The following is an 18,832-nucleotide window of genomic DNA, read 5'->3' on the forward strand; positions in this document are numbered from 1 at the left end:
GCAAGCTCCAGAGGGCCTAGGACCTGGGCCTCAGGCGTGCAGGCGGAGGCGCTGTCCCGGGAAGATGACGTCGGGGCCCTGGTCGAGCGTGTCCTTGTTCAGTTCGAACAGCGCGTCGGTGCCGCCGGGGATGTCGGCGCGCTGGGCGATGACGGAGAGGCAGTCGCCCTGCTCCACAACGTACGTGTCCTCGCCGGAGATCTTGTCGGTCGCCGGACCGGGGGCCTTCTGCACGTGCTGCTTGGGCACGAGTGGTGTGGACGGCGACTGGTGTGTGGCGCTGCCGTGCGAGGCGGTTCCGTGTGAAGTGCTGCCGGTCGCGGAGTGTCCGGAGGACGACGATCCGCGGCGCCCGCAGGTGGGCCACGCGGACAGTCCCTGGCCCTGGACGATGCGCTCGCCGACGGCGATCTGTTCGGCACGGGTGGCGAGGTCGGCGCGGGGGGCGTACCGCTGCCCGCCGTACGCGCGCCAGGTGGAAGGGGCGATCTGGAGGCCGCCGTGGTAGCCGTTGCCCGTGTTGATGTTCCAGCGGTTGCCACTTTCGCAGGCGGCGATGGCGTCCCAGTCGGTCTCCGTGGGGACGGACGTGGTGACGGCGGCCACAGCGCTCTGACCTGCTGCGATTACGATGCCGAGAACGCTCAGCAGAACCAGCAGCAGGGCCTGGATCGCTTCGGCGGACTGTCTGGCGGTCCGTTTGACAAGGGGTGAGAACGGCATGACGGTACTCCTCCGCTGACTCGGGAGCGCCGTGACGCGGTGCTCGCCACGGCCGGTAGGCACGCACCAAGTAACCAGCCGATATGGTTTTCGGTGCATCTGATGAGCCCGACTTGCGGTTTTTCACCCAGGTGGACGCTCGCCTCCGACATAGCCGCCATCCGTGGTCGGTCGTAAGATTTTCAACGGCCCATGGGGCCCGTGACCGTGTCGAATCGCGCCCGCTCCCGTGTCACACACGGCGACCGGGCAGTCGGAGCAGGAGAGAGACAGATGAGCCAACCCCCGGCCGCCGCCGAGGCGTTCGACCGCTTCCTCGTCCAGCTCGAAGCCGGATCCGTCGGGTCACTGGAACTCTTCGGCCCGGCCGGGGGCGACGCGGCGCCCGGCGCGGGTCCGGACGCGGACCACGAGCGGGACGTACCGGCCTGGCCGGCTCAGGTGGTGAGCGTCCTCTTCAACGGTCAGGATGCCGCGGGGGCGAAGGGCTGGGCCCGGCGCGTGCATACGGAACTCGTACGTCTGGACGGTCACGTGCCGTTTACGGTGGTGCACGACTGGCACGCCGGGACCGTCATGCCCCTGCTGGCGGAGGCGAACGAGCGGCACGGCGAGGGAGCCGGGGCACAGCAGGCCGTACAGCGGTTGCACGCGCGCGCGGCGACCGGCGAGCGGGTGGCGGAGGACGAGTGGCGCGCCGCGCTCGGGCCCGCGTTGCGGGAGGTCTACCGACACGCTTACGCATACGAAGACGCCTTCGCCACCGCCTCGGCCAACGCGCGGGCGTACGCGACGGCCAACGGCTACGACGAGGACAAGGCCGTAGCGTTCGGCGAGACCTACGCCACGCTCAATACGACAGCCAACGCCACCTCGTACGCCGATGCCAACGCCCTCGCGAACACGGCGGCCACGGCTTCCGCCTATGCGGCGGCGGATGCGCGGGCGTACGCCGAGGCGTATCCGTTCGCCTCCGTACACGCCTATGCCCTCGCGCACGCGCATGCCCATACAGGCCAGGACGAGGCGGCGGAACGGGACGAGCGACTGCGTGTGGCGTACGGGCGCCTTGCCGACGGACTGGCCGACAGCCTGGCGCGGGCCGCCGGGGGAATCGGAGCGGTCGGGACAGCCGGAACGGCTTCCTGAGCCCGTCCGTCACGGCCGCCCCGTGGCCGCCGGCGCCCGGGAGACCCGCGCCGGCGGCAAGCGGTCCGGTATCCGGCGGCAAGCGGTCCGGTATCCGCTCAGGCCTTGGGCCGTGTGCCCTCGATCGCGATGCGCCGGCCGTAGCGGGAGTGCGGGTAGTAGTCCCAGATCGCGTGGTGCTGGGTGCAGCGGTTGTCCCAGAACACCAGTGTGTTGGGTGTCCAGCGGACCCGGCAGCTCAGCTTCTGCTGACGTGCCACCAGGTCGAACAGCATGTCGAGGAGCGCCCGGCTCTCGACGGGCGACAGCTGAACGATGTGCGACGTGTAACCGGGGTTGACGTACAGCAGCTTGCGGCCGGTCTCGGGGTGGCGTACCACCACGGGGTGCTCTTCCTTGGGCGGGACGTATCCGTCCGGCGGGGTGTGGCCCTGCCAGGCGACCATGCCGTCGTGAATCGCGGTCAGGCCGTCGAGGAAGGTCTTCATGGCGGGCGAGAGCGCCTCGTACGCCAGGTGCATGTTGGCGAACAGGGTGTCGCCGCCGCTGCCGCCGTCCGGCGTACGGGTGACATAGAGCATCGAGCCGAGCGAGGGCGCGGCGTCGGCGCTGCCGTCGCTGTGCCAGCCGTCGCCGGCCACGACGTGTGATTCCTTGGTGGCGCTGATTTCGAGGATGTACGGGTCGGAGCCGGGCTCCGGCAGTGTGACGGGGTGCAGGTCGCCGAAGTGACGGGCGAAGCGCTTGTGGTCGTCGTCCGACAGTTCCTGGTCACGGAAGACGAGGACGTGGTGCTGGAGGAAGGCCTTCCGCACCTCCGCCACCTGCGTGTCCGACAGCTCCTTCGACAGGTCGATGCCGGACACCTCGGCGCCGATCACCGGTGTCAGTGTGTCGACGGTGATGGTCTCGTACGGTCCCTGCTGACGCGTGACGATGCTCTCGATCGCGTCGAGTTCGTACTGTTCCATTTCGCTCTCCCGCGGTGTGGTGGGTGGTGGTGTGATGGGTGGTGATGTGACGGATCAGGGTTCAGTGGCCGGGATGTGGGCGCGCCCGGTCTGTCACCGGCCTCACAGCCCGCGGCCCAGCAGGTCGGCGAGGATCAGCCGGCCGAACGCCAGGTTTCCGTGGATCACGTCGTCGGCCTCGCACAACTCGGGCCGCTGGAAGCCGGTTTCGTCGGTGACGCGGGCGCGCAGATCGACAATTTCGACGCCGAGTGCGAGCAGAGCTTCGCGCACGATGTCCTGGGCTGCCATGAAGACCGCCGGGTCGGACTGAGCAGGTACGCGTTGCGGTGGCATCACGGCGAGTACCCGCAGGCCCAGGCCGCGCGCGTGGCGGTAGAAGGCCAGCGCGTCCCGGACCGTCGCGCGGACGATGTCCTCGAACAGCCCGCTCGACAGGAAGCCCGGCGCGAAGCCGGCCACTCCCTTGTCGCTTCCCTCGCGCGCCGAACGGACGCGGTACACCTGCCAGTTCTCCGTCGTCGCGACGAAATGGGCGCTGAAGCCGAAGGTCGACACCAGGGGCACGTCGAGCCCGCCGAGACCCGCCACGCCCAGCTCGTCCAGGAACGTGCGGTAGAAGCGGTCCGCCTCCGGCTTGCGGAAGACGACATCGTCCTCGCGCGGATCGAAGAACCCGGCGTTGAACTCGCGGACCGCGCCGATCGGTCCGCCGGAGAACGGGATGCCCGCGCCCTTGGCGGCGCGTCCGATCGGCCCGGCGTGCGAATCGCCGAGCAGCAGGAACCTAGAAGGGGTTGTAGTAGTCGAGTACGGCGTCATCGCACAGGAATTCCTCTCCGCTGGTCGGCTCGGCGCGGCGCTCCTGCCGTTTCCCGGCCGGGACTTGGGCCAGCGCGCCGAAGAACTGGCGCATGACGAAATCGACGCCTTCCGGTGTGACCGTGCGCAGATTCGGCTCGAAGAACACGCCCTTGAACGGGAAGCCGGTGATGATCTCGTACGACGGGAAGTAGTCGATGTAGTCGTGTTCCAGGGCGAGTTGCCCGGCGACGGCACGCAGCACGGACTTGGAGTACGTGGTGGCCGCGAGCGCGTGGCCACCGGTCGCGGTCGCGGTGAGCGGCACCGGCGACACGGTGAGCAGGACGCGCAGGTCCGGGTTGGCCGCGCGGGCGGTCGCGATGGCGGCGGTCAGGTCGCGGTGCACCTCGTCGAAGGTGAAGTTGTGGAAGACGTACCGCTCGGCGTCGAAGGTGCCGCGTACGGTGCCCGGGCAGACGGGGTGGACGGTGCCGTCCGCCCGGTCCAGCCAGGCTTCGGTCAGGCCCAGTGTGAAGATGAGGCAGCTCGCGTCGGCTACCGCGCCGCGCATGGCCGCGAGCGTCGCCTCGCGCGCGGCCGTCACCGCCTCGGCCGAGTCGTAACCGCCGGGCTCGACGGACGGGCGGTACGGGTCGTACCAGCGGGCGTCCTCGTGCCAGACCTCGGCGGGCGGTGTGGACTCGCCGTGGGCCCAGGACAGCCACTGCGCCAGGGTGGCGGCGGTGTAGATGTTGCCGGTGCGGAACGAGAAGGCGCCGTAGCCGCGGGCCTGGCGCTCGTCCTCGGTGAGCCCGGGAGGCGCCGGCTCGGAGTCGCGCCAGTTCATGCCCTGTTCGAGCAGGGCGCGGCCGATGTGGCGGGCGAAGCAGGAGCCGGCGGTGAGGACGGGGTCGTCCTGGCCGATGGCGAACTTCGGTTTCCACAGGTCGCCGATGGCGAGCATGTCGGGGTCGGCCACGGCCGAGCGCCAGAACGAGCGCGGCGGCAGTGATGCGTACGGGTTCATGGGGTGGGCCTCGGCTCGTCGTACGAACAACTGGGTTCTGACGCGAGCGACTTGGCGGACCCGGCCGACCGGGAGATGCCCCGGCCGGTGGTCGGCCGGGTGGTGGGGGTGGCCCGGTCGCGGGTGTCCAAGTCGGTCTCTTTCTCGCGTGCTTTCTGGCGCGCTTCCTCGCGCGCTTCCCTGCGTGGTTCCTCACGCGCTTCCTCGCGTGATTCCTCACGCGCTTCCCTGCGTGGTTCCTGCCGCGCTTCCTTGTGCGGGCGGCCGTGCCTCAGTGGTTTCCCAGGACCGGCAGCGACGCCGCGTTGATGGCCTCGGCCACCGTCCGCACCTGGGGCGGCCGGACGATGTCGTAGTGCGTGGTGTCCAGGACGACGCTGCTGACAAGTCCTCGCAACTGCTGCTGCCACGAGCGCTGTTGCTCATCGGGCGAGCCCAGTTCCGGCAGTCCGGCCACCGGCAGGCTCGCCAGCCACAGTTGGCTGGGGGTGCGGTCCGGGCGTGGCAGTTCGTACCCCGCCATGCTCGCGAGGTTGGCCCGGCAGCAGTGCGCCAGCCGCTCCGCGTACGCCTTCGCCTCCTGGCCCGCGCGCTCCCGGGCGCCTCCCTGGCCCAGCTCGTGCGTGAACATCGCCTCCAGCTCGGCTTCGTCGTACGCCCGGAAGCGCGGCCCGGCGCCCGGGGGCGGCGGGTCGAGCAGATAGAGCCCGGCCACCGGGCTGCCCTCGGCCTCCGCTTCGGCCGCCATGCCCAGTGCGACCCAGGCGCCGTAGGACCAGCCGGCCAGTTGCCGGCGCCATTCGGTCTGCGGAAAGCGGGCGTTGAGCGCGCGGTGGTAGCGCTGGACCCGTTCGTCGAGTGACCAGGCCGCCCGGTCGGGCCACTGGAGCGCGGGATCGGCGATCAGGCAGACGGTGAGCCGGGGATCCAGGGCGGACACCAGCGCGCGGTACGCCTGGATGTCACCGCCCACCGGGTGGATCAGGCACAGCAGGTCGCGCCCGCTGCCCTGCTGCCAGACCTCGATCGCCACCGGATCCGGGATGGACGCGGTGCCGGAAGCCGTCGCGCCCATCCGCGCCAGGATGTCGGCGAAACTGGCCCGGTGGCTCAGCTGGGACAGCTCGATGTCGACGCCGGAGAGCCGTTTCACCTCGCCGATCAGGTCCAGCAGGGTCAGCGAATCGGCACCCAGGTCGTAGAGCGAGGCGTCCGGATCCAGTTCGTCCAGGCCCAGCCAGTGGCACAGCCACTCGGTCAGCTCGACGGTGGCGGAGACCCGGGACCCGGTGTCCGATGCCGTGACAGCAGCCGGGACCGACGCCGCCGCGACGGCCGCAGGGGCTTCGGCGGGCGCCGCGTAGAAGCCGCGGGATTCCTCCAAGGTGGCCGTGGAGACGAGCAGTTGGGGCAGTTGCAGCTGGAGTGCGCGGGCGAAGATCCGTTGTCCTTCCGCCACGTCGAGGCCGACCGCCAGGTGGGCCTGGTGACGGGCGTCCGCGCGCAGGGCCCGGCGCGCCATGCCGACCTCGCTCCAGATGTCCCAGTCGATGCCGACCCGCAGAGTGGTCTCCGACTCGTCGGCCCGGTGCCGGGCGAAGCCGTCCAGCAGGCCGTTGGCGGCGGCGTAGTCGAGTTGCCCGACGCCACCGAACAGCGCGGCCATGGACGAGCAGTACGCCGCGAAGGCCGGACGGTAGCGGGCGATCAGCCGCTCTACCAGCAGGGCGCCACGGAGCTTGGACACCGTGGTGAGGCGCATCGCGTCGGCGTCCCGGCGGGCCATCAGCCCACCGGCCGCCGTACCGGCGGCGTGCACCACACCGTCGAGCCGGTCGGTGTACCGGTCGATCCGGGCCAGTATCCCGGCAACCGTCCCGGTCAGGTCGCCGTCGATCAACTCCACCCGATCGGACCACGGTTCGAGGACCGGCGGCAGCTGGGGCCGCCGCGCCATCAGCAGCACCCGGCAGTCGGCCCGCTCCAGCAGCCAGGCCGCGAGGCTGGAGCCGATACCGCCGGTGCCGCCGAGGACCAGGTACACACCGTGCTCGGCGGGGAGCACCGACGGCGCGGAGGCGGCGGGCGCGGCGACCGGCAACAGGGTCGGCTGCCACCAGTAGCCCTGCCGCAGCGCCAGCCGCCGCGGGCTCACCGTGTCCACCTCGGTGTTCGCCTCGGTCAGCAGCGCCGGAAGCAACGGCGTCCAGTTCCCCAGGTCGCTTCCGGGCAGGTCGAGCCAGTGGCTTTCGACGGCGCTCTCCTGCGGTGTCACCTCGCAGGCGCCTGCCAGCAGCCCCAGCTCCGGCCGCCGCACCTCTCCCTCGACCGGCTGGGCCTGATACGAGAGCCACCAGACCCGCAGTCGTGGCGGCCGGTCCATACCGGCCACCGCCTGAATCAGCGCGGCCGGTGAGTCGAGGCAGGCCCAGCGGGCGCGGGCCAGCGCGTCGTCGTCCACGGCCCCTTCGACCGCGAGCGGCAGGGCGTGCAGCCAGTCGATACGGGCCTCACCCGCACCGGCCTGTTCATCGGGGAGCAAGCCGGACAGCGCGTCGAGCAGCTGCCGCAGCGAGGCGGCGTCGGCCGGGTCGACCTCGTAACCGCCGTCCTCCAGGCGGGCGAAGGCGTCACCCACGCTGACCCGTACCACCTGCTCGTAGGCCGCTTCGAAGGGCCGCAGCGCCTCGGGGGCGAGCGGTTGCGCCGTCATCGCCACCAGCACGCCGGACGCCCGCGAACCGGTGGTCGCGACGGCGCGCCGCAACCGTACCCAGTGCGGCTGGTGCAGCCATTCGGGCTCGGGAAGCCGCCGTACCGCCGGCTCGAGCGCAGGTGTCGCCTGCTCGGCCGGGGGCGCGGCGCGCTCGAAGTCGTACTCGGCCAGCTCGAAGGCCGGAGGCGGGAAGTCCCACGGGGCCTGCGCGGGACCGGACGGCCCGCTGATAGACGCGCCGGACAGCCAGGCGGCTGCGAGCTCCTCGGCCGTGACGTCCGCCGCCACGACGGGCCCGGCGGGACGGCCCTCCGCGCCCCGCGTCACCAAGTGCGCTTCAGCATCGCGTAGTTGTACGACGGCGTCGGCCACGCCCGCGCACACGACCGCCAGCCGATACCGGCGCGGCGGCCGACCCGCCTGAAGGTGGCGGAGCACCTGGCCGTACGCCTCGGGTCTGGCCTCCAGGTAGTCGGCAACGCGGGCCGCGTCGGCGATCAGTCCTGCCTCGCTGTTACTGGAGAGCGGCAGGCACGGCACCAGGGCGGACGGTACCGACTCCAGGTTCTCCGGGTCCGGGCTCGTCGGCGCGCCCGCCTCAAGCACTACGTGGGCGTTGGTACCGCCGATCCCGAAGCTGCTCACGGCGGCCACCCGCTCCCGGCCCGCGGGCCACGGTGAGGACTCCTCAGGAATGTAGAACGGCAACACATCCGTGCCGATCTGCGGGTTGAGCCGGTGAAAGTCGACGTTCGGCGGGATCACGCCGTGGTGGACCGCGAGGACGGCCCGCACGAGCCCGACCACGCCCGCGGCCGCGCCCAGGTGGCCGATCTGGCTCTTCACGGAGGCCAGCGCGCAGTGGTCGGCCTCGGCCAGGTCGAACGCCTGGCGCAGAGCGCCGATTTCGACCGGGTCGCCCAGCTGCGTGCCGGTGCCGTGGGCCTCGACGTATCCGAGGTCGGCGCCGGTGCGACCACTCCGGCGCAGCGCGGTACGGATCACCTCGCGCTGGCCCGCCAGTGAGGGCGCGCTGTAACTGAGCTTGCTCGCGCCGTCGTTGTTGATGGCGGAGCCGGTGATCACCGCGTAGACGGTGTCGCCGTCGCGGCGCGCGAGGCTCAGCGGCTTCAGCACGACCACCCCGACTCCGCTGGCACCGATGGTGCCGCTGGCGTCGTCGCTGAAGGGCCGGCAGTGTCCGTCCTTGGAGAAGATGTGCTGCGGACGGTACTGATAGCCGTCGGTGAGGAGCGTGTCGACCAACACCCCACCGGCCAGCATCACGTCAGCGTCGCCCTGGCGCAGCAGACCGGCGGCGACATGGACCGCGATCAGCGAGCTGGCGCAGGCCGCCTGGACGGAGAAGGCGGGACCCGTCAGGCCCAGGTGGTACGCCACCTTCGTGGTGAGGAAGTCCTTGTCGTGGTGCAGGGCCATCTGGAAGCCGTCGGGCAGCCGGGCGGGGTCGGCCTCGCGCGACAGGCTCTGGAAATAGGTGTTCTCGCCGCATCCCGCGATCATTCCGATGCGCTGTCCGGCCGGTTCGGCGATGCCGGCGTGTGCCAGCGCCTCCACGGAACTCATCAGGAGGTGGCGCTGTTGCGGGTCCATCAGCCGGGCTTCCTGGCGGCTGATGCCGAAGTGCTCGGGGTCGAAGGAGAGCAGGCCCGCCATCTGGCTGCGGGCACCGACCAGGCCGTCATCGGCGTCGAAGTGCTCGATGCCGCGACCGCCGGATTTCACCATGTCCCAGAAGGCGGCCAGATCGTCGGCGCCCGGCAGCCGTACCGCCATGCCGATGACGGCGACGGGGTCGTCGGCCGAGCGCTGACCGGGCGTACGGGCGTCCGCCGTAGTCGCAGGTCCCGGGGGCGCGGGCTGCTCCCCCGGCTCCAGGAAGCGCGCGAGGCTCCGTACGGTGACGTGCTCGAACAGGTCGGGGATGGTGAACCGCAGGCCCAGCTCCGTTGTGCAGTACAGGTGGAAGCGCATCAGGCCGAGGCTGGAGGCTCCGGCGTCGAAGAAGCGCTGGTCCGGCCCGATGGGCTCACCGATCACCGTCTCGTACGCCTCGGCGAGCTGTGCCTCGCGCACCGACAGGACGGGCGCGGCGGCGGCGCGTGATCGCAGCTCCTCGCCCGGTGCGGCCAGCGCGCGGCGGCGGTCCAGCTTGCCGCTGGGCGTGAGGGGCAGCGCGTCGAGCCGCCGGTAGCGGGCGATCCGTACGTACGCGGGCAGGAGCGGCGCCAGGTGGTCCGCCAGCGCTTCCGGGGTGGGCGTCTCATTCCGGCATTGCAGGCACGCCACCAGTTGCCGGCCGTCGCGCACGACCACCGCGTTGACGATGTCCGGGTGCTGGAGCAGCGCGGCCTCGACCTGGCCCAGCTCCAGACGGTGACCGCTCAGTTTGACCTGCTGGTCGTCGCGGCCCAGGTAGTGCAGCAGGCCCTGACCGTCGAACCGGGCCTGGTCACCGCTGCGGTAGAAGAGGCCGAGGCCCGGCAGCTCGACGAACCGTTCCCGGTTGAGTGTTTCGTCGCCCAGGTAGCAGGGCGCGGCCATCGTCCCGCCGATCAGCAGGTGGCCCGAGCGGCCGGGCGGTACGGCCTCGTCGGCGTCGTCGACCACGCGCAGCCAGGCGTTGTCCACCGGTCGCCCGATGGACGGGCGTTCGGGCCAGAGGGCCGGGTCGCCGTCCAGGCACAGACCGCTGACCACGTGGGTCTCGGTCGGGCCGTAGTGGTTGAACAGCCGGGCGTCCGGCAGTCCCGCGAACCACCGGCGGATGGCATCCGTGCACAGCAACTGCTCCCCCGCCGTGATCACTTCACGCAGCCGCGAGGGGTAGAGCCCGAGGTGTACGCCGTGCTCGGCGAGGAGTTGCAGCGCCACGTACGGCATGAAGACGCGTTCGATGCCCGCCTCTTCGAGGTGGGCCAGCAGCGCGGGCGCGTCCTGCCGCCAGCCGGGGCGCACCAGGTGCAGGGCGCCGCCGCCGCACAGCGTGCTGAAGATCTCCTGGAAGGAGACGTCGAAGGACAGCATGGAGAACTGCTGGGTGACGGCGGGCGCGCCGAGGCCGCCGTCCCCGCCCTGCCAGTGCAGCAGATTGCACAGGGTGCTGTCCGGGACCTGCACTCCCTTGGGCGTACCGGTGGATCCTGAGGTGAACAGGGTGTAGAGCGGTCGCTGTCCGGAGTGCGGGGGCAGGGCGGACGCGGAACCGGCGGAGGGAACGGACCGGGAGCCGGTGTCGTCGGCCGGGGCTGCCGACAGTGTGACCGGGTGGCGCGGGAGGTTGTCCGCGCCCTCGGCCATCGCGTCGAACGCGGCTTCGCCGCCCGGCGGCAGGAGCACGCACAAGGGCTGCACCTGTCCCAGGACCTGGCGCGACTGCGCCGCCGGGTACGCGGGATCGAGCGGAACGATCGTGAGGTTGAGCCTGGCCAGTGCCAGCAGCGCGACCACGTGCTCGACCGAGGGCCCGAAGTACAGCGCGACGCAGCGCGGCAGGTCGTCCCCGGGCGGCAGCGGGTGTGCCGCGTGGAGTTCAGCGGCCAAGGCTGCCGCGTGGGCGTCGAGTTCGGCATACGTGAGACTGCGGCCGTCGGACACCAGCGCGGGCGCGTCGGGCGTCAGCCGTACCTGCCGGTCGAAGCCCTCGGCGACGGTGGTGAAGGCGTCGGGTGTGGAGACGGCCGGTGCAGAGGCGGGCGGCGCGGCGGCGGGCAGCGTCGAAGCGCCACGGCCCGGGTCCGGCAGACTCCGCCGGTACGGGGCGACCAGCTCCGCCAGGGTGCCGGTCCCGCCCTCGGCGAGCCGGTCGAGTCCTTGCCCGAACAGGTCGGCCATCGCGGCCACCTCTTCGGCGTCGAAGTGGTCGTCCGCGTACTCCCACAGGCAGTCGAAGCCCGACTCGTGCTCGATCACCGACAGGGTCAGCGGGCACTTCGCCTCGGCGGGGACCGGCCATTCCGGACGGGAGGCGCAGCCCGGCAGCGCCAGCGCGGAGAAATCGGTGTTCTCCAGCACGAACATGAAGTCGAACGGCGTTCCCTCGGACCGGAATCCGCCCTCCGCCCGCACGTCGGCCAGGACGTCGGCGAGCGCCACGTCCTGCCGGTCCAGCACCGCCTGGGCGTCCGCCGCCTGCCGTATCAGCTGGGCACGCAGGCCGTCCCTGGGCGCCAAGTCCTGCGGAAGCAGCACGGTGTTGGCGAACATACCGACGCTGTCTTCGAAGTCCCGCACCGGCCGGCCCGCGACCGGTCCCGCGATGCGCGGCCGCACGCGGCCGGTCACGCCGTACAGGCTCCACGCGAACACGCTCAGCAGCAGCGGGAAGCGGGTGAGCCCCAGCTCGGCGCCCAGCCGGTCGAGCGCGGCACGGCGTACGAGGTCGAGCGGTGTGCGCAGCAACCGGCCCTCGGGGCGGGGCGCGGTGCGTACCGGCTCCAGCGGCGCCGCCTCCTCCGTACCGCCATAGTGGGCCGCCAGTGCGGCCCGCTGGGTCAGGTAGGCGGGGCGGGTGAACCAGTCGGCCTGCCAGGCCGCGTAATCGAGCGGGGTAGGGACCGCCGCTTCGTGCTCAGCCGGTGCCGTGCCGTCCAACTCGGCTGCGTAGTCGGCCGAAAGGGCACGGAACAGAACGTTGAGCGACCAGCCGTCGACCGCGATGTGGTGCAGGTGCAGCAGCAGGACGCCACCGCCGTCCTGCGGCAGCCAGCACGCCTGGAACATCTCCGGCCGCGACAGATCGAAGGGTACGGAGAACAGCCGGTCGGCCACCCCGCGCCAGCCGTCCCCGTCCAGCGGGTCCGGGGCCGTGCCGGGATCCGTCCAGGGGTCGTACGGCTCCGCCACCACCTGGCGCAGCCCCTCGGGCGCGGCCTCGAAGGCGGTCCGCAGCGCCGGGTGGCGCTCCACCAGCCGCCGCACCGCCCGCCGCAGCGCGGCCGTGTCGACCGTGCCGCGCAGCCGGAACGCCATCCCGACGTTGTAGGCGCTGGACCCGGGTGTCTGCTGTTGCAGCAGCCACAGCCGCTGCTGCTCGGACGTGGCGGGCGCCGAACGCGCGTCCGCCGGAGCCACCGTGGCGGGGTAGGGCGAGTCAGCCGCTGACCTGCCCGCGTCGATCGCCGCCGCCAGTTCCGCGAAGTCGCTGTGCAGGACAAGGGCTTGGGGCAGCTCGCAGCCCCAGCGCTCCCGGACCTCGAAGCGCAGCCGCAGCGCCTTGAGGGAGTCGCCGCCGTTGGCGGTCCAGCGGTCGCCGAGCCTCAGTTCGGTGACGCCGAGCACCTGGCCCGCCAGCTCAAGCACCTCACGCTGCCAGGCGGTCGCGGCCGGATCCGCGTGCTGTCCGTCGGACTCCGAGCGACGCCAGGGCTGGCCGTCGCGGGCGAACAGCGCGGCCTGGTCGACCTTGCCGTTGGCATTCAGCGGCAGCTCGTCCACGAGGTGGACCCGGTGCGGCCGCATGTACGGCGGCAGCGCGCCCGCCACGTGGCGCTCGAAGTCGTCGAACGTGAGGTCGTCGCGGAGCACGAGGTAGGCCAGCAGTTCGTTCACCCCGTGGACAGCCTCGCGCCGGGTGCAGACGTACGCCTGCCGCACCGCCGGGTGGGTCACGATCTGCCGTTCCAGCTCACCCGGCTCGATACGGAAGCCGCGCACCTTGACCTGGCGGTCGGCGCGGCCGACGTACTCGACGTGGCCCGCCGCGTCACGCCGTACCAGATCGCCCGTTCGGTAGTGGCGTTCGTGGCCGCCGTCGTGCCACGGGAGCCGCACGAAACGGCGCTCGGTCTCCTCGGGCAGGTTGCGGTAGCCGACCGCCAGCCCCTCCCCGGCAAGGTGGAGTTCGGCGACTTCGCCGGGTGCGGCGAGGCGTGTGCCGTCGACCACCAGGAGCGCTTCGGTGCCGGGCAGCGGCTGTCCGATGGGCACGACGTCCGCGTCGAAGTCGCGCGGGATGGGGTGGCAGAGGGCGAAGGTGGTGGACTCGGTGGGGCCGTAGACGTTGTGCAACCGGGTGCCGCTGCGCGCGTTGTCCCGGTACCAGCGCTGGATCAGCCGGGCGTTGAGCTGTTCGCCGCCGACCAGGACCTGTCTGACGTCCGCGAAGCAGTCGGGCACCTTGTCGACCACCGCGTTGAACAGTGCCACGGTGATGAAGAGTGTGTCGATGCGCTCGCGCCGCAGTGTGTCCGCCAGGAGATGCGGTGTCTGTACGGCCTCGTCGGCGAGGATCACACAGCAGCCGCCGGTCAGCAGCGGCACCCAGACCTCGAAGCTCAGCGCGTCGAACGCCGGGTTGGACAGGCAGGCGAAGCGCGCTTCCTCGCGCAGCCCGAAGTATCCGGGCCGCGCCAGCCGCAGGATGCCCGCGTCCCTGACCTCGACGCCCTTGGGACGGCCGGTGGTGCCTGACGTGTAGAAGATGAACGACGCCGGTGCGGCGGCGAAGGGCGGGAGGTCGTCGGTGTCTTCCGAGTCGTCTTCGAGCAGCTTGGCGACCTCCAGCACACCGACACCGTCGGGAAGTCCCGGATCGGAAGCGGCGGACGCACTGTGGATCAACGTCACACTGCCCGAGTCGGCCAGGATGTGCCGCCTGCGCTCCGGCGGACTCTGCGCGTCGAGCGGCACCACCACCGCGCCGAGCCGCAGGATGCCGAGCATCGCGCAGACCAGCTGCCACGAACGCGGCAGGCTGACGGCCACCGCCTGGCCGGGACGTACGCCGTGCCGGAGCAGCCCCCGGGCCACGGCCGCGCTCGCGGCGTCGAGTCCCGCGTAGTCGAGGGACACACCGCCGTCGACGAGCGCGAGGACGTCCGGCGTACGACCGGCCCGCGCGAGCACACGGTGTGCCAGACCGGCGCCATCCGGGGAATCGGCCGGGGAATCGCCCGGGAGACCGGCCTGTGCCTGTTCGTTCGTTCCGCGTGCCATCAGATCTCCCGCGCCAGGACCGAGCCGGCGGCCTGTCCCGCGGACGATGCCGGACGGGCTGCCGCGAAGCGGTCCAGCTCGGATTCGATCAGCGCGGCCACGCGCAGCACCTCGGCGGTTTCCAGGATTTCCCAGTGGTCACAATTCACCGACTCCACAAGGAAGTCGGCTTCGGCGCGGCGCTGCCAGAAGTCGCGCACCGCACGCAGGACGTCGGTGTCGAGCCCGTCCACCACAGCTTGGAGGAACACCAGCCGGGCGGACGACGACGGCGTCGCATAGTCCCGTGTGGTCAGCCTGTTGTGGTTGTAGATGTGGAAGTACTGGTCGATCTGCTGGTCGTCGATCCCGGGGTACATCCCATTGAACTTGACGAGTTTGTCGCGGAATTCGTCCTTGTCCACGGGGTCGATCCTGCTGCGGTCCGCCGGATCGTCGGTGCCCTGGGTGTCGAGCAGGACCACACTCACTTCGGTGTGTCCCGTCAGCGCCAGGCGCCGTCCCATCTCGTGCGCGACCAGGCCGCCGTACGACAGCCCGGTGATCACCAGCGGCCCGCGCGGCCCCTGTTGACCACCGTCCGGCGCCTTCGCCAGCAGCGGTTCGATGAGCCGCAGGTACTCCTCCGCCATGGCCTCGATCGTCGGCAGGAACTCCTCGCCGGGGTTCACACCGGGCGACTGGATCCCGTACACACCGCAGTCGTCGCCCAGCGCCTTGGCCAGGGACAGGTAGCAGAACGCGGTACCGCCCGCCGGGTGTACGGCGACCACCCGGCGCTCGCCCGCTCCGGCGCGGAACTCGATCAGGTTGCTCGCCGGGCGGCCCGAGACGCCTTGGCGCAGCAGTCCGCCCAGCTCCTCGATGGTCGGGTGCAGCATGATGTCGCGGATCGGCAGGCTCTCGCCGAACGCCTCGCGGATGGCGTGGGCCATCTTGATGGCGGAGATCGAGGTGCCGCCGATGTCGAAGAAACTGTCGCTGATGCCGATCTCGGGCTGCAACAGCAGCCGCTTCCATATCTCGTAGAGCGTCAGCTCGATGTGGTCGCGCGGGCTGACCTGATTGACCTGTACGGGCCCGCCGGTCCGCGCGCGCTCCAGCAGAGCCGCGCGGTCGAGCTTGCCGTTGGTGGTCTGGGGCAGCTGCGGCAGCTCGATGACGAGCGCCGGGATCATGTACGCGGGCAGCCGCCGCGAGAGCGCGGCGCGCCAGTCGGCCGGCTGCCACGGCGCGGTCCCGCCCCGGCCGACGCCCGCCACCAGGCGCGGTTCGCCCGCCGCGTCGCGGTCGGCGAGCACGGCCGCCTCGTGCACACCGGGCTGGTCGAGGAGCGCCGCCTCGATCTCGCCCAGCTCGATACGGAAGCCGCGCAGCTTGACCTGGTGGTCGCGGCGGCCGACGTACTCGAGCGCGCCCTCGGGCAGCCAGCGCGCCAGATCACCCGTCCGGTACATGCGTTGCCCGGCGGCGAACGGATCCGGCACGAACCGCTCGGCGGTCAGGTCCGGCCGCCCGAGGTAGCCGCGCGCGAGGCCCGCGCCCGCGATGTAGACCTCGCCCGCCACGCCGATCGGCACCGGTTCGAGCTGTGCGTCCAGCACGTAGACGCGGGTGTTGGCCAGCGGGCCGCCGATCGGGCACTGGCGTGCCAGCGGCTTCGGGTCGAGGTAGGCGGTGCTGTAGAGCGTGGTCTCGGTCGGCCCGTAGCCGTTGATCAGCCGCAGTCCTGGGAGCAGTTCCCGCATGCGGTGCAGGGCGCGTTCCGGCAGTGGTTCCACCCCGGTCAGCAGCCGGCGCAGCTCCAGCCCGGCCAGCCGCTCCTCGGGCGCCTCGTCGATCCATTTGATGAACGCGGGCGGCAGGAACGCCTGGACGACGCGGTGCGTACGCAGCCAGCCCATCAGTGCTTCCGGGTCGCCGCGCAGGTCGTCGGGGACGAGGTGCAGGGTGGCGCCGGTGGTGAGCGGCATCAGGATCTCGTGGACGGAGGCGTCGAATCCGAAGCTCGACCACATCGACGCGGCCTCGCCGGGCGCCGAGCCGATGCGCGTCAGCCAGTTGTCGAAGAGGTTGAGAACGTTGCCGTGGGTCACACCGACGCCCTTGGGGCGGCCGGTGGAGCCCGAGGTGTAGATGACGTACGCGAGGTTGGCCCGGCGGGGAGCGATGCCCGGCGCGTCGTCGCACTCTCCTTCGGCCTCGACCCCGGCCTGCGGGAGCCACCCGGTCTGCGGCGCGTCCGCGTCGCTCAGCACCAGGGCGGGCGCGGCGTCCTCCACCATCCCGGCCAGCCGCTCCTGCGGCAGGGTGGGGTCGAGTGGCAGGTAGGCGGCGCCGGCCTTCAGGATGCCGAGGACGCCGACCACCAGGCCCGCCGAGCGCCGCGCGTGCAGGCCGACGACCTGGTCGGGGCGCACGCCCCGGGACATCAGCGCGTGGGCCAGGCGGTTGGCGCGGCGGTCCAGCGAGGCGTAGTCGAGGCGTTCCCCGTCGCAGACCAGGGCCGGTTCGTCCGGCCGCTCCCGCACCTGCTCCTCGAAGCGCTCGATCAGGCCGCCGCGCGGGGCGGTGTCGGTGTGTGTCCCCGTGTCGGTTTCGCTGTCGGTGTTTTCTCCGGTGTCGGTGTGACGGTGACTACGGTCCTCGAAGTCGGTGTCGGTGTCATTCCACTCCGCCAGCAACCGGTGGCGTTCCCGCTCGTCGAGCAGAGTGAGCGCGGCCGTCGCCCGCTCGCTCTCCTCCACCATCTGCTCCAGTACCCGCCGCAGGTAGCGGCCGTAGCGTTCGGCTGTCCCCGCGTCGAACAGCGCGCTCGCGTAGTCCAGGGTGCCGACGACGCGGCCGTCCTCCTCGCCCAGCGACAGGGCCAGGTCGAACTTGGCCACGGTGTAGGGCGATTCCATCGGCGACACGTCGATGCCGGGCAGGTCGAGGTCGCCGCTCTCGTTGTTCTGCCAGGCGAACATCGCCTGGAACAACGGCGTGTGGTCGAGTCCCCTGGCCGGGTTGACCACTTCCACCACCTGCTCGAACGGCAGGTCCTGGTGGGACAGGGCGCCCAGCGCCACCTTGCGTACCCGCTTCAGCAGCTCGCCGACCGTCGGTGTGCCGGAGAGGTCGATGCGCAGGGCGAGTGTGTTGACGAAGAAGCCGATCAGCCCTTCGAGTTCGGCGCGGCGGCGGTTGGCGGCGGGCGTGCCGATCACCACGTCGGCCTGACCCGACAGCCGGGAGAGGACGAGCGCCCAGCCGGCCAGGACGGTCATGAACAGCGTGCTGCCGTTGCGCCTGCTGAACGCCTTGAGCGCGTCGGTCAGTTTCGCGTCCAGCACGATGGGCAGCTGTCCGCCCCGGTAGTCCTGCTCGGCAGGACGCGGACGGTCGGCAGGCAGTTCGAGCAGTGCCGGGGTGCCCGCCAGGGCTTCCTTCCAGTACGCGCTCTGCTCGGCCGGGACCCCGTCGGCGAGCCACTGGCGCTGCCAGGCCGCGTAGTCGGCGTACTGCACGGACAGCGGGGGCAGCGGGTCCGGCTCACCGCGCTCGAACGCGGCGTACAGCGAGCCGAGTTCCCGCGTCAGGATGCCCATGGACCAGCCGTCCGAGACGATGTGGTGCAGCGTGAGCAGCAGTACGTGCCGGTCCGCCGCCAGTACCACCAGCCGACCGCGCGCCAGCGGGCCCTCGGACAGGTCGAACGGCGCTGTCGCCTCGGCCTGTTGCAGAGAGGCGAGCCGGTCTTCGGGGTCGGGCAGGCCGGTCAGGTCGTCCACGCGAAGGGTGAAACCGGTGTCGGCCGCCTCGATCCGCTGGAAGGCCTCACCGGCCACGGTGATCAGGCGCGTACGCAGCACCTCGTGGCGGGCGACGAGTGCGTCCAGCGCGCGCCTCAGGGCCTCGCGGTTCAACGGGCCGTTCAGCCGCAGCGCTTGAGGCATGTGGTACGCCTCGCTCGCGCCCCGCATCTGCGCCAGGAACCACAACCGCTGCTGGGAGAAGGAGAGCGCGAGCGGCTTGGCGCGGTCCGTCAGCGGCTCGATGGGGGTCTGTTTGCGCACCGCGCGCGCGGGCCTGGAGGCTGAATCGCGGTGCGTCTGGCTGGTCGGCAAAGCTGGCCCTTTTCCTCGGCAGGAGGCTGGTTCAGGAGGCTTGTTCACGGGGACCGCAGGCGGTCGGGCCGGTCTTGGCCGCGCCTGCGAGCTGCCTTCCGGAGATACACCGGAAGACGCTTCAGGTCCTACGGACATCTGGCGGGCTGCGGCACGCCGGGGGCGCTCGACGCGGGAACGTGCCCACGCTCGGAAAGGGGTAAGTGGCCACTTCCGCTGTCGCGTCGCACGTCCCGGGACGTCAGAGAGCGTCCGCCGCGCCGTTGTCCGCGGCCGGTACGCCGGCCACGCCGGCCACTCGAAACGGCCACGAGGCGCACCACCTTCCGCTTTCCGAGCTGACGGGCCGACCGACGTAAGAGGTTCCGTTTGGGTG

Annotated in this window: 7 protein-coding genes; 1 reads left to right on the forward strand and 6 read right to left on the reverse strand. The window is 71.4% G+C overall.

Features of this window, described 5'->3' with window-relative positions; translation table 11 throughout:
* Positions 1–30: 30 nt before the first annotated feature.
* The gene (locus tag ACIP6N_RS10535; protein ID WP_401814519.1) at positions 31–723 is read right to left on the reverse strand and encodes a transglycosylase family protein; all 693 of its coding nucleotides are present in this window, start codon (positions 721–723) and stop codon (positions 31–33) included.
* Positions 724–996: 273 nt separating this feature from the next.
* Between ACIP6N_RS10535 and ACIP6N_RS10540 the strand changes: the two genes are divergently transcribed.
* A complete protein-coding gene (locus ACIP6N_RS10540; RefSeq protein WP_401814520.1) occupies positions 997–1,872 on the forward strand; it encodes a SpcZ in 876 nt (291 codons plus the stop codon).
* Between the two features lie 98 nt (positions 1,873–1,970).
* Here ACIP6N_RS10540 and ACIP6N_RS10545 read toward each other — a convergent pair whose 3' ends face one another.
* From ACIP6N_RS10545 to ACIP6N_RS10565, 5 genes are all read right to left on the reverse strand, one after another.
* Complete coding sequence (locus ACIP6N_RS10545) at positions 1,971–2,843, reverse strand: TauD/TfdA dioxygenase family protein (protein WP_401814521.1); 873 nt, start codon at positions 2,841–2,843, stop codon at positions 1,971–1,973.
* 102 nt (positions 2,844–2,945) lie between these two features.
* On the reverse strand, positions 2,946–3,665 hold the full coding sequence (locus ACIP6N_RS10550; protein ID WP_401814522.1) for a hypothetical protein: 720 nt from the start codon (positions 3,663–3,665) through the stop codon (positions 2,946–2,948).
* Entirely contained in the window at positions 3,631–4,674 is a 1,044-nt protein-coding gene (locus tag ACIP6N_RS10555) for a GSCFA domain-containing protein (protein ID WP_401814523.1), read from the reverse strand. The genes ACIP6N_RS10550 and ACIP6N_RS10555 overlap by 35 nt, the downstream gene beginning before the upstream one ends.
* A 271-nt stretch (positions 4,675–4,945) precedes the next feature.
* Complete coding sequence (locus ACIP6N_RS10560; RefSeq protein ID WP_401814524.1) at positions 4,946–14,347, reverse strand: amino acid adenylation domain-containing protein; 9,402 nt, start codon at positions 14,345–14,347, stop codon at positions 4,946–4,948.
* Positions 14,347–18,456: an amino acid adenylation domain-containing protein gene (locus tag ACIP6N_RS10565; RefSeq protein WP_401814526.1), complete on the reverse strand. Its 4,110-nt coding sequence runs from the start codon at positions 18,454–18,456 to the stop codon at positions 14,347–14,349. The genes ACIP6N_RS10560 and ACIP6N_RS10565 overlap by 1 nt, the downstream gene beginning before the upstream one ends.
* Positions 18,457–18,832: the final 376 nt, after the last annotated feature.

The sequence above is a fragment of the Streptomyces sp. NPDC088725 genome (assembly GCF_044751305.1).
Classification (GTDB): Bacteria; Actinomycetota; Actinomycetes; order Streptomycetales; family Streptomycetaceae; genus Streptomyces.

Excerpts from the sequence above, each read along its gene's own strand:
- ACIP6N_RS10535 (WP_401814519.1), bottom strand. The coding sequence starts at position 723 with ATGCCGTTCTCACCCCTTGTCAAACGGACCGCCAGACAGTCCGCCGAA.
- ACIP6N_RS10540 (WP_401814520.1), top strand. The coding sequence starts at position 997 with ATGAGCCAACCCCCGGCCGCCGCCGAGGCGTTCGACCGCTTCCTCGTC.
- ACIP6N_RS10545 (WP_401814521.1), bottom strand. The coding sequence starts at position 2,843 with ATGGAACAGTACGAACTCGACGCGATCGAGAGCATCGTCACGCGTCAG.
- ACIP6N_RS10550 (WP_401814522.1), bottom strand. The coding sequence starts at position 3,665 with ATGACGCCGTACTCGACTACTACAACCCCTTCTAGGTTCCTGCTGCTC.
- ACIP6N_RS10555 (WP_401814523.1), bottom strand. The coding sequence starts at position 4,674 with ATGAACCCGTACGCATCACTGCCGCCGCGCTCGTTCTGGCGCTCGGCC.
- ACIP6N_RS10560 (WP_401814524.1), bottom strand. The coding sequence starts at position 14,347 with ATGGCACGCGGAACGAACGAACAGGCACAGGCCGGTCTCCCGGGCGAT.